We start from the raw sequence: 16286 nt of genomic DNA on the forward strand, positions 1-16286 counted from the left end.
GTAACTTCCACAATATTGCTTAGTAGTTGGGTACTTTTTGTGCTAAGTACCTCGAAGATTTTTTAGCATTTTCAATATCTTGTACCTAGTCTGAAATAAGCTACATTGCTTCTTTTGTCTTCCTTATAACGAGAATCCAAAATTCTGAATCAGAATTAGAAGCTATGTTTCCGGGGACACATACTTATTCGATGCACAAATAGTAAATTTACCTAGGCTACAGGTTTGCATAGTTCTGCAAGGCTTTGCTATGGACTCCTTTAGCCTCGTATTACAAAGGTGTGAGGACAATTTAATGGCTAAGTTACTGTGGAAGTCCCTGCTGGTTGCACCAGCGGTATTAGGGGCTGCTCTGGTTTCCTCTGTGGCATTCGCCCAAACTGCTCCTGAAGCGAACAGCTCCACAGAGCTGGCAACACTCGATCGGGTGATGCAGTATAGCAATGAAGGTCGTGGAGCGGGTGAACTGGCTCAGGTGACCTCTGTTACGCAATTTTCTGACGTCAGCCCCAGCGACTGGGCCTATGAAGCACTGTCTTTCCTGGCCAACTCCGAAGACCAGGGTGGACTGGACTGTTTGGAAGGTTATCCTGACGGTACCTACCGTGGTAACCGAGCTCTGACCCGTTACGAATTCGCAGCTGGTTTGGCTGCTTGCTTGGATGCGATCGCAGGGGCTCAGCTGGATGCAGAGCAACTGGCTCGGATTGAAGCACTGCAGCGCGAATTTGCGGCAGAGCTGGCTGCACTTCGGGGTCGTGTAGACGCTTTGGAAGCAGCAGTTGATGAGTTGGAAGCGAACCAGTTCTCTACCACGACTCGTTTGCGTGGTGAAGCTATCTTCGCTGTTACTGACATTTTCGGCGGTGATAACCTCAATATCGATGATTCAAACAACCTTGTTTTAGGCGATCGCGTTCGTTTGAACTTTGATACCAGCTTCACGGGCGACGACCTGTTGCGTACTCGTCTTCAGTCTGGTGACTGGTTTACAGGTTCCAATGGTCGATTTGTTGGCGTTCCTACTCCTGCAGTTCCTGAGGGGATTCAAAGAGAGCAGACGGACCTGAGCTTTGATTCCAATACCGATAACGATATCGTCCTCAACGATTTTTACTACCAGTTCCCTCTCGGTGGTGCAACCTTCACTATCGGTCTGAACACGACCACAATTTCGGATATTGTCACCACCGTGAGCCCATTTGATAGTGGCAGTCAGGGCTCTGTGCTGAACTTCGGCTATAACCCTATCTATGACCTGGGTCGTCAGGATGAAGCTCTGGGCGTGACTTATGACTTTGGTGACAGCTTCCAGATTGGTGCAGGTTACCTGACTGACCAAGCGTCTGATCCTCGCCAAGACCAGGGCTTGTTCAATGGCGACAGCACCTTCTTTGGGCAATTGACCTTCGATAATGGAGATTTGACCGTTGCTGCTACCTATGTCAATGCCTATGTCGGTAACAGCGATATCAGTGGAGCCGCTGGGGATGCCATCTTCAATGGCTATGGTTTGAGCGCTAACTTTGTCCTGGGTGACGTATTCAACATCGGTGGCTGGATCTCCTACATCGATGGCGACACCTTCAACAACGGCAACGTTGGTCAAGGTGAGTACTGGACCTATGCAGCTACCCTGGGTATTGAAGACCTGGGCATCGATGGTAGCTTGCTGGGTCTGATTGTTGGCGTTCCCACTTACGGTAGCTATGATTTTGCTGCCGGTGGCAACATCCGTCAGGACAACGCCGTCAGCATTGAAGCTCTGTACCGGATTCCTCTATCTGACAACATCTCCATCACTCCTTCCGTTGCCTTTATTGACAACGTAGGAAACGATACCGACAATGATGCCGTTGTAGTGGGTACGGTTCGGACTTCCTTCCGCTTCTAAGCTCCTCAAACGTTCTCTTTCTGCAAACTCCATTTTCAGGATCTACAGATCTACAAGGAACTGTATGAATATTGGAGTTTTTCCTGCCAAGGGTTTGAAGAAGCCTTACTGCTCTGGAGTTTCTCCAATAGATTCTGCTAATGTCCCCAGATAGAGAGCTTGCAAGTTTGCTTTTTGTGGGGTTTCCCACAAAAAGCAAACTATCCTAAATCAACTTCAGCAGTTTCAATAGACCGTAGATTTTTGCTTAAAGTTCCGGAGATAAACCTTTATCAATCAAGTTTTTACCCTGATTATTGGTATTTCAAAACTTTATAAAGGCTGTAAGTAGGGGTTTCGATCCCAGAGAGCTTTCTGCTAATCTGTACACACAGGGACATACCGTCCCGTTAAATGGTGCTATAACCGTTTAGGTTGTGAGTCCTTTTAGCAAGGTGTGAGGATAATTGAATGTCTAAGTTACTGTGGAAGTCTCTGCTGGTAGCCCCAGCAGTTCTGGGTGCCACCCTGGTTTCCTCCGCTGCTCTCGCTCAAACTGCTCCTGCAGCTGGTAGTGCTAACGAAATGGCTACCCTCGATCAGGTAATGCAGTACAGCAACGAAGGTCGTGGAGCGGGTGAACTGGCTCAGGTGACCTCTGTTACGCAATTTTCTGATGTCAGCCCCAGCGACTGGGCCTATGAAGCACTGTCTTTCCTGGCCAACTCCGAAGACCAGGGTGGACTGGACTGTTTGGAAGGTTATCCCGACGGTACCTACCGCGGTAACCGAGCTCTGACCCGTTATGAATTCGCAGCTGGTCTGGCTGCTTGCTTGGATGCGATCGCAGGGGCTCAGCTGGATGCAGAGCAACTGGCTCGGATTGAAGCACTGCAGCGCGAATTTGCGGCAGAACTGGCTGCACTTCGGGGTCGTGTAGACGCTCTGGAAGCAGCAGTTGATGAGTTGGAAGCGAACCAGTTCTCTACCACCACTCGTTTGCGTGGTGAAGCTATTTTCGCTGTTAGTGACATCTTCGGTGGTGAAAACCTCGATATCGGTAGCGAAAACAACGTTGCTCTGGGCGATCGCGTTCGTTTGAACTTTGATACCAGCTTTACAGGCGACGACCTGTTGCGTACTCGTCTTCAGTCTGGTGACTTCAACACCTTCCAAAACGTGCCTGGTACAGAAGATAGCAACTTCATTCCTGAAGGGATTGCTTCTAACCAGACCGCTTTCAGCTTCCAGACCGATACTGATGATGACATCCGTTTGGATGACTTCTACTATCAGTTCCCTCTAGGTGGCGCTGTATTCACGATCGGTCTCAACAGTGTTGGTATCAGCGACATCGTTACCTCGGTTAGCCCCTTTGATAGCAGCACCACGGGTTCTGTCCTGAACTTCGGCTACAACCCCATCTATGACTTGGGTCGTCAGGATGAAGCTCTGGGTGTGACCTATGACTTCGGTGATGCCTTCCAAATCGGTGCAGGTTACCTGACTGATGAAGCCTCTGATCCTAGCCAAGACGACGGCTTGTTCAACGGCGACAGCACCTTCTTCGGTCAGTTGACTTTCGACACCGGAGATCTGACCGTTGCTGCTACCTATGTCAACGCTTATGTCGGTAACAGTGAAATCAGTGGAGCTGTTGGCGACGCCATCTTCAATGGCTATGGTTTGAGCGCTAACTTTGTCCTGGGTGACGTGTTCAACATCGGTGGCTGGATCTCCTACATCGATGGCGACACCTTCAACAACGGCAACGTTGGTCAAGGTGAGTACTGGAGCTATGCAGCTACCCTAGGTGTTGAAGACCTGGGTATCGATGGCAGCTTGCTGGGTCTGATCGTTGGTGTTCCCACCTATGCCAACTATGACTTGGCTGGTGGCGGTGCCATTCGTCAGGACAACGCTGTGAGCATCGAAGCTCTCTACCGGATTCCTCTGTCTGACAACATCTCCATCACTCCTTCCGTTGCCTTCATTGACAACGTAGGAAACGATAGCGATAACGATGCTGTTGTAATCGGTACCGTTCGGACTTCCTTCCGCTTCTAAGCTGATGGGATTCCCAGATTAAGTAAAAAAGCTCCACCCTAGGGTGGAGCTTTTTTTAGGTCTTGGAAAAAACCACAATTCCCACAGGGAAACCGGAGTATACTGAAGGTATAGCTTTTATTCCTTTCGTTGATTGGACTGAACTGTGGAGCTTTCCTGTAAAAGTGAGTATGCATTGCTGGCGTTGTTAGCGTTGGCCGCCAATGCTGCAAGCGGCGAACCCTTACAGATTCGGCAAATTGCTGCAGAACAGCACATTCCAGATCGCTACCTTGAGCAACTGCTAGCGACATTACGACGAGGAGGGTTGGTACGCAGTCAACGAGGTGCTAAGGGTGGTTATGTACTGGCACAGGAGCCCTGGCAGGTTACCCTTTTTGATGTTGTTAGCTGCATAGAAGGGGTTGAGGGGCAGAGTGCGGAGGGAGCCCGCGAAGCCCGCTCTCTTGAAGGTTCAGTCATCCTCGATGTGTGGCAAGAGGCGTGCCAGGCCGCTGATACCGTTCTACAGAAGTACACACTGCAGGACCTTCTGGAAAAACGCGATGCTCGCCGTCAGCTAGACATCATGTATTACATTTAGACCCACAGATAAACTTCTGGCCCTATGCGTATTGCAAATAATATTACCGAGCTGATTGGCCGTACCCCTTTAGTAAAACTAAATCGCATTCCCCAATCAGAAAACTGTCGAGCTGAGATTGTTGTCAAGCTGGAGGGCATGAATCCCTCGGCGTCCGTAAAGGATCGAATTGGCATCAGTATGATTGAAGCGGCAGAGGCGGAAGGGAAAATTGCGCCAGGTCGCTCAGTATTGGTTGAGCCGACGTCTGGAAATACGGGAATTGCTCTGGCAATGGCAGCGGCAGCCAAGGGATATCGGCTGATCCTCACCATGCCAGAAACCATGAGCTCGGAGCGACGAGCTATGCTACGGGCCTATGGAGCCGAGTTGGAACTGACCCCCGGTGTTGAGGGGATGAGTGGTTGCATTCAACGGGCGCAGGAAATCGTTGCCCAGCTACCAGATGCCTATATGCTTCAGCAGTTTCAGAATCCGGCTAATCCCCGCATTCACCGAGAAACGACAGCACTAGAAATTTGGGAAGATACGGATGGTGCCGTTGATTTTCTGGTTGCGGGTGTAGGAACGGGGGGAACCCTGACTGGGGTTGCGGAGGTTTTGAAGCAGAAAAAGCCAGAATTCAAAGCGATCGCCGTTGAGCCCATCAGCAGTCCCATACTCTCTGGAGGGCGTCCTGGTCCTCACAAGATTCAAGGGATTGGTGCCGGGTTTGTTCCTGATGTTTTAAAGCGGGATTTAATTGATGAGGTGGTCAGGGTTTCTGATGACGATGCGATCGCTTTTGGTCGTCGTCTCGCCCGCGAGGAGGGCCTCCTATCGGGTATCTCTAGCGGTGCCGCTCTAGCCGCCGCGCTGGAAATTGGGAGACGGCCTGAGAATGAAGGCAAACTAATTGTCATGGTACAACCCAGTTTCGGCGAGCGTTACCTCAGCACTCCGCTCTTCCAGGATCCAGAGTTGGTTGTAGCGGGTATATCTTAATCTCCTTTTGAATCATCAACCTTTTAGAGCGGGTGGGAGTGATTTCCCCACCCTCTTTTGGTGTCTTAACGCGACGGGCGATCGCTATACAATGAGGACATGAGCCGCATTCCGAATCACTACGAAACCTTAGATGTGACCCCCTCTGCCAGTCAGGCGGAGATCAAGCAAGCGTACCGAAATCTAGTTAAACGCTTTCACCCCGATCGTAATCCCAATAGCAATAATCACGATCGCATTGCTAGTATCAACGTCGCTTATGAAGTGCTCAGCGACCCGCTCCAACGTCGCACCTACGATCGTCAGATTAAAACCCGCTTTAATGGACATGAAGCCCGACAGGAACGAGCGACTAGTGCTCAGAATGAGTACCGTCAAAAGCGACAAGGCTCTACAGATGACGAACAGTTAAAACGGTGGATCCGGCAAACTTATCAACCGGTTAATCGGCTGCTTAATCAGATTCTGAACCCATTGCAAGACCAAATTGACGAACTGTCCGCAGACCCATTTGACGATGATTTGATGGAAGATTTCCAGATTTATCTAGAAGACTGCCGCGCAAATCTAGATAAAGCCCATCAACTGTTTCAGGCAATGCCTAACCCCCCCGTCGTGGCCGGGGTTGCTGCCCATTTGTATTACTGTTTAAACCAGATCGGTGATGGTTTGGATGAGCTAGAAAGATTTACGGCCAGTTACAGCGAGCACTATTTACACACTGGACAAGAATTATTCAGAATTGCTCGAGGTTTGAGGCGAGAGGCACAGGCTGCAATGCAGCAATGTCAGGTATAGGGCTGGCTTACGCTGCTATGAGAGGGTGAAATCCGCCTCATAATGTGAAGATTACACAGCAAAAGACAGAGGCAATTCTGCCCCGGAGTTCTCGATTATAAGCGAGAATGGATCCGTTGTCCGTTTGTCTCCCCAGGGAGGCGTCTAGTCCTATGGCTCTTCCGATTGTTGCAATTATTGGCCGCCCGAATGTGGGCAAATCAACCCTAGTGAACCGTTTGGCGGAAGAGCGGGATGCGATTGTGCATGACGAGCCGGGGGTGACCCGCGATCGCACCTATCGCAACGCCTACTGGCGCGATCGCGACTTCCAGGTTGTCGATACAGGTGGCTTAATTTTCGATGATGACACCGCCTTTTTGCCGCTAATTCGTCAGCAGGCCATGCTGGCCCTGGCAGAAGCGAGTGTTGCGATTATGGTGGTAGACGGTAGCACAGGTATTACTGCGGCGGATGAGGCGATCGCCACCTGGTTGCGTCAGCAATCCGTTCCTGTTCTCCTGGCCGTGAACAAGTGTGAGTCCGTTGAGAATGGCTTGATCCAGGCAGCAGAGTTCTGGGAATTGGGCGTGGGTGAGCCGTTCCCTATTTCGGCTATTCATGGCAACGGTACTGGCGAAATTTTGGATCAGGTCGTGGAACTGTTGCCCCCGGCCCCAACCGAAGACGAACCAGAGGCTACGCGGGTTGCCATTATTGGTCGCCCCAATGTCGGGAAATCCAGTTTGTTGAATGCCTTTGTAGGCGAAGAACGGGCCATTGTAAGCCCGGTTTCCGGAACCACTCGTGATGCTATTGATACCCTGGTGGAACGGGGCGGACGGCGGTATCGGTTGATTGATACGGCTGGAATCCGCAAGAAGAAGAATGTGGAATACGGCCCCGAGTTTTTCGGTATCAACCGTGCCTTTAAAGCGATTCGACGAGCCGAAGTTGTCTTGCTGGTGATTGATGCCCTGGATGGCGTTACTGAGCAGGATCAAAAACTGGCTGGTCGCATTGCTGAAGATGGTTGTGCCTGCGTCATTGTGGTGAATAAGTGGGATGCCGTTGAGAAGGATGCTTACACGATTTATGACCATGAGAAGTTGGTGCGCGATCGCCTCAATTTCATGGAATGGGCTCCCTTAATTTTTGTCAGTGCCCACTCAGGTCTACGGGTTGAAAAAGTTCTTGACTTTGTTGACCAGGCCGCGGAACAACGGAAACGGCGAGTCACAACCTCCGTTATTAATGAGGTGTTGGAGGACGCTACCTCCTGGCACTCGCCTCCAGCAACCCGGCAGGGGCGGCAGGGCAAAATTTACTACGGAACTCAAGTTGCGGCATCTCCTCCAGCGATTGCCCTCTTCGTCAACGATGCGAAACTCTTCGGAGACAACTACCGCCGCTATATCGAACGACAGTTCCGGGAAAGTTTGGGATTTACGGGCACTCCGATCCGCCTAATGTGGCGAGGCAAGAAGCTGCGGGAAGTGGAGCGTGGTGGTGCAAATCGAGCAACACGTGTGTAGCCAGCCGTCTTTTACCATAGGTTCAGGGATGGGTTTCTTCAGCCTTTTCCTGAACCGTTGTTTCTCTGCCTTCTTTAGGTGACCTGGCTGCATGGATCTGCTGCGATCGCTTCCCATTGGGCTATATCTGGAAAAGCCAGTGACCTGGCTGCACAGCCTGGATCCCCGGGTCAAATTTGCATGGCTCATGGCCTTTCTGCTAACTCCCATTGGGGCCAGTCCCTATTGGCGGTTATCTTTGTTGGGCTGGATGTTGCTGCTCATGCTCAGTACGGGATTGCCGTTTCGGGTGTGGTGGAAGCAATTGGGGTTGGTGACCCTTTTCAGCTTGCTGCTGTTCTTGGTGACAGTATTTGCCCCTGATGGCATTACGGTTAGCCATCAACCGCGCTTTCCAATAGACGACCTGAGCTTGACTTTGCCAGACAAGCCTCCAACTGTGGAGCTGCCCCAACCCACAGGATACCGTTATGAGTTGTTTGAGTGGCGTTTTTTGCGAGTGACGCGGCGATCGCTTGATCTGGCCGTCCGCCTGTCTACCCTGGTCTTTACGTTCCTGGCAAGTACCAACCTTTATTTGCTAACAACAGCCCCCGAAGAAGTAACGACTAGCCTTGAGCACTTGATGCGTCCTCTGAAGCGGCTGAATATTCCCGTCGCGGAAATCGTGCTGACTCTAACCCTGGCCCTGCGCTTCATCCCTCTAGTGCTGGAGGAGGTACAGAACTTGATCCGCTCGATCCGTACCCGGGCTATCCATTGGAAGAAGCTGGGGTTGCGTAACTCTGCTCAAGTGTGGTTAGTCGTTTCGGAGCGTTTGGTGGATAACCTATTAGTCCGGGCTGATCAAACAGCAAATGCGATGCAGGTACGGGGGTTCACGACTCCAGACCAGCACCGAATGCAGTGGTATCAGTTGCGTATGCGATCGCTTGATTGGCTGGTTCTGATTGCAGCAGGCTTGTTTGTAGTAGCCCGCTTAGTGTGGGGTGGTATTCACTCATAAGCACAGCAAACACTTTTGCCTTAAGAGGGAGAACGGTATAACCGTTCTCCCTCTTAAGGCACTGGAGCATTGCGTCAAGGTTGAGGGAAGATACAAAGCACAAAAAAATATTAAGAGAATTGATCTCTCTCCTGAGTTTTACAAAATAGCTGCGAAAAAAGTTCTTTTTGTAGCGCAAGGGCACAATTTAGCTTAGAGTTAAAGACAGACCCGCATAAGGCTTTCCTCAAATCATCCCTCTTAGTGCAGATTTGGTGTTCGTGTTTCACCTCACTCCCTCAGGTTCACCCCCTAAGCGTGATGGAACTAGGCTCCATCCTACTAAATGCTTTCCCTCTCACATCGAAAGTTCCCCCCTTTAGATTTGAACCCTTGTTGCATACACCTGGCTTCTGAATCCGTACTCGATGTGAAAAGCTGCTGCTCGTCCGCTAAAGGCTTGCATCTACCTGTTGCACCAACCAAAGCTTTACCGCGAGGTTTTATCCAACCTGTGCTTAGTTACTCCCCTTCGCAGCACATACCTGTAGCCCGTCATCTCTACCCGGATAACTGGAGGGTTGACAGTACTTGTGCCCCAGGGTTTACCCATCACCTCGCCCTACGCTCGTTATGAAATCGATACAAATTCCCAGTGCAGGAGCTACTAAAGCAGCGCCATCTCAGATGACGACTGAATCCTATCTGAACCATCCCACCTTTGGCTTGCTCTACCGGATCTGCTTCCTCGACAACAGCCAGGAATTATTCGCGACCCTCTATGCTCAGCGCCTTTTCTTCCTGGTGAGTGTTGAAAAGCAGGTCATCCAGTTTGAGCCTGTTAGCCGAGCAGATGCACGCCTTGCGCTTGAGAACCGTTTGCGTAGTCTGCGCCGCCACGGCCAATCGGAGGAGCTGACAAAGCTACAAGCCTCGTACAAGCAGACGTTCCACTAAAAATTTTCTGCTACCCTTACGATTTGCCCCACGTCTATCATCTATTGGGTAGATATCTGCTTTAGCATGGAGTACGGCTGCAATCGAGAGTACCGGTATGGCTGTTTTTCCAGCGCAGGCGATCGCCCAGCGCATCACAGAAGTCCGTCAAAATATCCCGCCCCATGTGCGTCTGATTGCGGTGACTAAGCAGGTTTCAGTAGAAGCTATGCGAGCTGCTTATGATGCCGGTATTCGCGACTTTGGAGAAAGCCGCATCCAGGAAGCTGAAACAAAGCGAGCTCAGCTGTCTGATTTACCTGATGTGACCTGGCATTTAATTGGGCACCTTCAAACTAATAAAGCTGCTCGAGCGCTGGAATTATTTGATTGGATTCACTCGGTTGATAGTCTAAAACTGGCTCAACGCCTCAATGCCTTGGCCCAAGATCGCTCCGTGCCGCCTCAAGTCTGCCTTCAAGTGAAACTACGGTCTGATCCCAATAAGTATGGTTGGGATCAGGTTCAACTATGGAATGACTTGGTGGATCTGGATGCTTGCTCTCACCTCAACATCGTCGGCATCATGACGATTCCACCTTTGGGTTTGACAGACGACGAAACCCTGGCAGTTTTTCAGGATGCTCATCAATTGGCCGAAAAGATTCGTCAGCACCCCTGGCAAACCATCCGGATGAAAGAGCTCTCTATGGGGATGTCTGGAGATTACCCGCTGGCAATTCAAGCTGGGGCAACTCTGGTACGAGTAGGGCGGACTCTGTTCGGCGATCGCTCCTAACCCTGAGTCAGTGGGTGTGAATAAATTCTAACTACTCTGTTGAGGCTGCCCATAGATGTGGAGCCAATAGAGCAGCATCAACCCCACCTAACTCTACCAATAGTGTTGTTGATCCTCTTGACATAACGCTGAGAATGCGGTTTCATAGCATTCTGTCCGCAGGTTTTTCGAGGAGCATCGCTCCCAATTCTCGAGTTGTAGGGCAATTTCTGCAACATTTTGTTACGCGATCGCAGCCTCACCGATCTCTGCTTCATTCAGTGAGTTTAAATATGGGATTTCATCGCTTCATGGAGCAATGATAATTCCGGCTTAGATCAAAAATTTAGTGTCCCTTTCAGTTTCAGATCAAAGAATTTGAAAGAAGCGCTAACTGAAGAAAGTGAGATCACTCAATTGCCATGTGATCACCGCGAATGATCCCCAGTGTTGCCTACTTCGAATTAGGTTCTGCTAGCTTGACCCCGGTGTTATTTGCGATATCCATTTGTCTAATTTCATAGGATTTAGCGGGAGCAATCCATTTTTAAAGATGGCAATCCGCTTTGAAGAAAATCTTCTGGAAATTCATCTGATTTGATCTGATAAACGTATTGCGTTTTGGAATTTGATGTATACTGTGGAGTCAAATCGAACCTATTAAACAGATTCTTCCTTTCGCGTGGGGCAGCCGTAAATCTTAATTCTTTATTAAGTTGCGTTCTTGTCCGTTCAAAATGGGTGTACATATTCACACGATTTAATCGGCTGTTCTCGAAGAATCTGTTAGCCTTTTCCGGAATATCTGGAACCCTCAGTTAACCCTAATCAAGATGGAGCGGAAACTGTGAGCATCTTCACCAAGCTGAGAGACTTCGTAGGCCTCAATGAACCCATGGACTACGAATACGATTACGAAGAGATGGATGGGCAGGAATATCAAAATCTCTATCAAGAAGAGCAGCCCCAGCCCATTCAAGAAGAACAACCTCAACGCCGTCGAGTACGGGAGCGTCCTATGTTTAGTGCAGAATCATCGGCAACCATGGGTAATGTGATTGGCATGCCCGGTGCAATCAATGGCACGGCGGAGGTGGTGGTGATGGAGCCTCGCACCTTTGAAGAAATGCCTCAAGCCATCCGGGCTTTGCGGGAGCGTAAATCTGTTGTGTTAAACCTGACCATCATGGATCCCGACCAGGCTCAGCGTGCGGTGGATTTCGTGGCAGGTGGCACCTACGCTATTGATGGCCATCAAGAGCGGATTGGCGAAAGCATTTTCCTGTTTACCCCGAACTGTGTTTCGGTCAGCACCCAGCAACCCGGCATGGGAGACATGCCTCAGCAGCAACCGATGCGTCCCTCCCGGCCCGTGGCTCCCACTCCTGCCTGGACAGATCAAGCACGGATGGCTTAGGGCTCTTGTAGCATCGCCTAGTTTGGCTCACGCATAACTTCTTGAATTTATGCGAGCTCGACGGTAGATGCGATCGCTCACGCTCCACTGCATCATCTAATAGGGGTTTCTGAGGACGGCTCTGGCAGGCGATTTTACGCCTGCCAGACCTTTCTGGTGAATGGGTAGTGGGATTGGTAATGGGTTATGAGTCATCGGTCGCAAAACCTTGCGATGATTCATAACCCATTGCTGCCCAGTCAAGACTTTATAAGTACGGTGTTCGTAAAACCATGACCAAACAACTTGGCATTATTGGTGGTGGTGTCATGGGAGAGGCGCTACTGTCCCGGCTGCTGTCGCAACAGGTTTATGCTCCTGATGCCGTGTGCGTGGGGGAGCCGGGGGGCGATCGCCGCGACTATCTACAGCAGCAGTATGGGATTCAGGTGACCGCAGATAACCGGGAGGTGGTGGCAACGGCGGATGTACTGTTGCTGGCAGTGAAGCCTCAGGTATTTGCTGCGGTCACAGGCGGTTTGGCGACAGGGAACACCTCACAACTGATTGTTTCCATTTTGGCTGGAACAACACTGAGTCAATTAGAAGCAGCGTTTCCGGGGCAACCCGTTGTGCGGGCTATGCCGAATACGCCTGCGACGGTAGGGGCAGGGATGACGGCGATCGCCCCCGGTACTCATACCCAGGCTCAGCACCTGGAAGTGGCCCAACAATTATTTGCTGCCGTCGGGGACGTGGTGGAAGTACCCGAGTATCTTCTAGATGCGGTGACAGGTCTGTCTGGATCAGGGCCGGGATTTGTGGCTTTAGTGGTTGAGGCCCTGGCGGATGGAGGCGTAGCAGCAGGATTGCCGAGGGCGATCGCTCAGCGGTTAGCTCTGCAGACCGTTCGTGGCACTGCTGAGTTGTTGCAATCCAGCGGTCTACATCCTGCCGAGTTGAAAGATCGCGTGACCAGTCCCGGAGGCACGACCATTGCAGGTATCGCCGCCCTGGAACAGGCAGGACTGCGGCATGCTTTGATCGAGGCTGTACGAACGGCATGTCGGCGATCAAAAGAATTGGGGCAATGATCTTATACAGCGTTTTGCGCTTGAATCAGCCACAGTTGTTTTTGTGAGAGCTGCGTGGAGTGTAGCTCTCACAAAAACAACCAGATTTTAAGCGCTTGAAAAGCGCTGTAGATATTTTCAAGGTTCATTTTTAGAAGGCAGTACGCCCAAAAATTAACCTTGAAAATACTAAAAATTGGCAATTCTTATTTACTCGAATTTTAATTGTTTAGACAAAAAATTCTGTAGGGCCTGAAATATCTTGCATATTTTGTACAGGATTCCTAGTGAAATGCAAGGAGAGGATATGGGACGCAGTCCCACATCCCTCCCTCGTACTTCACTCGATCGGAAAGGGTTATATTTGGTTTTTACGGCTGCTCAATTAATGTTGATGCAACTTACTGCATATGGATATCACTCAGCTTGTGGTTCAGGTCGTTGTTGCCATTGTTTGTGCAGGGGTTGCTAACATTCTGGTGCCTCGGCGCATACCCGGAAAATTATTCGGGCTTGTCATGATTGGCTTACTAGGAGTTTGGGTAGGGCAATGGGGGTTTGCCCTCATGCGTCAGCGACTTGGGATTGCATTCCCATTCCTTACCTGGGACATTGAAGGAGTGCTGATTATTCCTGCCATTATTGGGTCTGCTATTGTGTTGTATCTGGTAACACTATTTTTGAAGATGGGCCATTTTGAGTAGATTTTAGCGATAGATACAGGGGTTCCTAAAGCGCTTGAAGCCCTTTCATTAACCCTCGGCAGGCTCCTGTTAGAAAATCCAGGTCAAGGGTATCGATGCGATCGCTTGCTTTGTGATAGTGGGGATTGCGCAAAAACGCCGTGTCTGTCACCATTACTGCTCGATAACCCTGATCCCAAAAGGGGGCATGATCGCTGAGGCGAGTGCTGCGAATTTGTAGACCGCGATCGCCTGCTGGAAGCCATTCGCAAGGTACGGGTCCCGATCGTCGGAGCGTTCGGCTAAGCCGCATCAAATCAGGAATAGTTTTCCAGTTACCGACTAGAGCAATGAAATTGCCGCGATTGGGATAGAAATATTGCAATCCCGGGGGATAGGTCTGAGAGTTGGGAGTCTGGGTACAGTAGCCCAACATTTCCAGGGATAACATGAGCCTCAAGGACTGGCCCTGCTGCCGTATCATCTGCGCATAAGCTGCACTGCCCAGTAGTCCGTATTCTTCCAGGTCAAAAGCGACGAAGCGGAGGGGCGATCGCGCCGGAAACGCTGCAAAGAAGCGGGCCAGTTCCAACAGTGCTACCGCTCCTGTCCCGTTATCATCCGCTCCTGGGCAGTTGGGCACCGCATCATAGTGTGCCCCAATCAAAATGGGCGGACGTGTGGCAGCCTCAGGTTTTGATGCCGATAAATTGAGCACCAAATTTTGATGCTCTTGCCCATGGTGCTGAAAGGAATGGGTTTCCACCGTACCCCATTGGGCCAATTGCTCACGCATGTACTCCCGCACATAAAGATGACCCGTTGCAGAAAAATAGGGGTCGCGATCGCGCACAATTTCCTTTAAATGGCTTAGAAGGTTATCCTTCAAGCCTTGAGGGTCGGGCAGGTTTACGTTTTCGCCGAAATTTGGACTATTGGAGGGGCTGAGATCAGACATGGATACCCTTACAACAATTGCAAACTGGTTAGCCGGGGAGTTTGATAACGGGGAGCAGGCGATCGCTGATCCAACCTGGTTTGTGCATCTGAAACTGTGGCACCGACCCCTTCCCTTTACCGTAGATGGTTGTCTAGCCCTCTTTGCTGAGCAGGCCAATGTGATCTACGTTGATCAGCCTTACCGACAGCGGGTGCTCATTCTCCGGCCCGAACCCGACTCTCCCATTGGGCAGGTGGAATATCGAGCGTTGCGCCACCCAGAGCAATGGCGTGGAGCCGGAGCCGATGCCACACGCTTGCAGGCCCTCCAGCCAGAGGATCTGCTTCCACTTCCCGGCTGTATTCTTACCCTAACCCAACACGATCAGGGGTTCAGTGCCCATCCTCCTGCTGAGGCCCGCTGCTATTTCCAATATGACGGCAAAACCCGTCAAGTGATTTTGGGCTTTGAGGTGTATGGCGATCGCTTCCTCAGCTTCGATCGCGGGGTTGATCCAGAAACAGGGCAAGGCCTTTGGGGCGCTTTGATGGGGCCGTACCAGTTCGTTAAACGAGCGTGAGGGCAACGGGCTATTAATCCCTCTTCCCCACTAAACCAGTGCCCGTTTCTCAACCACCAGAGTCAATCCTTGCCAGGAACCTTGAGCATCGTAAGAGCGAATTAACCGATAGCGTAAATTCGGGGAAGGTAGCCAGCCCACTTCCAGGAGAAAGGGTTTGTTCCGGGGGATGGTGGAGGGGAAGGTACAGGATGCCCCGTCTGGCAGAAGTAACGTTTGGTTGATGTAGCCTCGGGGTGTTTGCCCAGTAGCGTCGTCAAATTTAAGGGTATTCCCCTCAATACGCGCTGAAGATTTCAGGTCAAAACCCTGAGTTGTGAGGTGTTGGTAGAGACGGTCGTCCTCCTTTTTCAGGATGAGTTGAGTCTGTACGGGTGTGTCCTCGAACCAATCGGGAGATAGTTTTTGGGCAGTTCCTTTCCAGGTGCCCAATAAGGATTCCACAGTGAGGGGAGGATTCTCTTGAGTTGAGGAGCTTGCTCGAAACTCTCGAATCAACGTGAGCTGGGTCAGAGCGTGCCCATCTGTCTGAGGATGGAATTGTAAAACGGCACGCAGGCGGCGATCGCCCAAAATAAATCCAAATTCTGCGCCAAATTCTGCGAAGGGGCTGAACTGTAAAGAACCCTGAGAGAACGCTCCTGTCTTAAAAAAAAGAATGCCGCGATTTAGACTGCGGTACTCCAGAACAGTCGATCGCTCCGGCAAACCATCCGTAGATAGAAACGTGACGGTTTGCTGAACAGCAGACTGGTCCTCTCCAGCGCTTAGCGTTACGCAGGAGGGCTTGTTATTTAGAACGCTACCGGTAGCAGATAAGGATGTGAATGAGCCCTGCCACTCCCCTAGATGAAGCAGGAGACGATCCCATTGGGATAGTACGTCGGCTCTGGGATCGGCCATAGAGAATATTCAGTCCAAAAGAAGATGAAATCGTTTCAATTCCCAACGAAAGTATAAGGCGTGTTGTGAACCTTAACCGTTGAGAACGGTTAAGGTCCTTCACCAGAGAATTAATCTACCCTGGCTTGCACGATTTTATCGGCATGTTATTTCGGTCCCCGCTGTACTACGGGTATCCAATTTGTCGTGCAAT

General features: G+C 50.7%; 15 protein-coding genes. 13 read left to right on the forward strand and 2 right to left on the reverse strand.

Going from position 1 to position 16286, the window contains the following annotated elements; genetic code table 11:
- The first annotated feature begins 295 nt into the window (after positions 1-295).
- The 12 genes from H6F91_RS08175 to H6F91_RS08230 all read left to right on the forward strand — a co-directional run bounded on the left by H6F91_RS08175 (position 296) and on the right by H6F91_RS08230 (position 13691).
- Positions 296-1894 (forward strand): iron uptake porin, encoded by a 1599-nt coding sequence (locus H6F91_RS08175; RefSeq protein ID WP_190789292.1) that lies wholly within the window; start codon positions 296-298, stop codon positions 1892-1894.
- 450 nt (positions 1895-2344) lie between these two features.
- On the forward strand, positions 2345-3940 hold the full coding sequence (locus tag H6F91_RS08180; protein ID WP_190770799.1) for an iron uptake porin: 1596 nt from the start codon (positions 2345-2347) through the stop codon (positions 3938-3940).
- Between the two features lie 145 nt (positions 3941-4085).
- On the forward strand, positions 4086-4523 hold the full coding sequence (locus tag H6F91_RS08185) for an Rrf2 family transcriptional regulator (RefSeq protein WP_190770800.1): 438 nt from the start codon (positions 4086-4088) through the stop codon (positions 4521-4523).
- Positions 4524-4547: 24 nt separating this feature from the next.
- On the forward strand, positions 4548-5507 hold the full coding sequence (gene cysK / locus H6F91_RS08190) for a cysteine synthase A (RefSeq protein WP_190770801.1): 960 nt from the start codon (positions 4548-4550) through the stop codon (positions 5505-5507).
- Between the two features lie 99 nt (positions 5508-5606).
- Complete coding sequence (locus tag H6F91_RS08195) at positions 5607-6305, forward strand: DnaJ domain-containing protein (RefSeq protein WP_190770802.1); 699 nt, start codon at positions 5607-5609, stop codon at positions 6303-6305.
- Between the two features lie 152 nt (positions 6306-6457).
- Entirely contained in the window at positions 6458-7819 is a 1362-nt protein-coding gene (gene der / locus H6F91_RS08200; RefSeq protein ID WP_190770803.1) for a ribosome biogenesis GTPase Der, read from the forward strand.
- A gap of 91 nt (positions 7820-7910) precedes the next feature.
- Positions 7911-8825, forward strand: coding sequence for an energy-coupling factor transporter transmembrane protein EcfT (locus tag H6F91_RS08205; RefSeq protein WP_190770804.1), 915 nt, complete (start codon positions 7911-7913; stop codon positions 8823-8825).
- 666 nt (positions 8826-9491) lie between these two features.
- Positions 9492-9761 (forward strand): transcriptional coactivator PipX, encoded by a 270-nt coding sequence (pipX, locus tag H6F91_RS08210; RefSeq protein ID WP_190770826.1) that lies wholly within the window; start codon positions 9492-9494, stop codon positions 9759-9761.
- A 97-nt stretch (positions 9762-9858) separates the two neighbouring features.
- Positions 9859-10539 (forward strand): YggS family pyridoxal phosphate-dependent enzyme, encoded by a 681-nt coding sequence (locus tag H6F91_RS08215; protein ID WP_190770805.1) that lies wholly within the window; start codon positions 9859-9861, stop codon positions 10537-10539.
- 874 nt (positions 10540-11413) lie between these two features.
- Complete coding sequence (locus H6F91_RS08220; RefSeq protein ID WP_190770827.1) at positions 11414-11935, forward strand: cell division protein SepF; 522 nt, start codon at positions 11414-11416, stop codon at positions 11933-11935.
- 272 nt (positions 11936-12207) lie between these two features.
- Positions 12208-13008 (forward strand): pyrroline-5-carboxylate reductase, encoded by an 801-nt coding sequence (gene proC / locus H6F91_RS08225; protein WP_190770806.1) that lies wholly within the window; start codon positions 12208-12210, stop codon positions 13006-13008.
- A gap of 389 nt (positions 13009-13397) precedes the next feature.
- Positions 13398-13691: a hypothetical protein gene (locus H6F91_RS08230; RefSeq protein WP_190770807.1), complete on the forward strand. Its 294-nt coding sequence runs from the start codon at positions 13398-13400 to the stop codon at positions 13689-13691.
- A gap of 25 nt (positions 13692-13716) precedes the next feature.
- Here the strand turns inward: H6F91_RS08230 and H6F91_RS08235 are convergent, their stop codons facing one another.
- Positions 13717-14628, reverse strand: coding sequence for a M28 family peptidase (locus H6F91_RS08235; protein WP_190770808.1), 912 nt, complete (start codon positions 14626-14628; stop codon positions 13717-13719).
- Between H6F91_RS08235 and H6F91_RS08240 the strand changes: the two genes are divergently transcribed.
- Positions 14627-15190 (forward strand): chromophore lyase CpcT/CpeT, encoded by a 564-nt coding sequence (locus H6F91_RS08240; protein WP_190770809.1) that lies wholly within the window; start codon positions 14627-14629, stop codon positions 15188-15190. The genes H6F91_RS08235 and H6F91_RS08240 overlap by 2 nt on opposite strands.
- A 30-nt stretch (positions 15191-15220) precedes the next feature.
- Here the strand turns inward: H6F91_RS08240 and H6F91_RS08245 are convergent, their stop codons facing one another.
- A complete protein-coding gene (locus tag H6F91_RS08245; RefSeq protein ID WP_190770810.1) occupies positions 15221-16093 on the reverse strand; it encodes a DUF3598 family protein in 873 nt (290 codons plus the stop codon).
- Between the last annotated feature and the right edge of the window lie 193 nt (positions 16094-16286).

It is taken from the genome of Leptolyngbya sp. FACHB-8, from assembly GCF_014695575.1.
In the GTDB taxonomy this organism is placed as follows: Bacteria; Cyanobacteriota; Cyanobacteriia; order Elainellales; family Elainellaceae; genus Vacuolonema.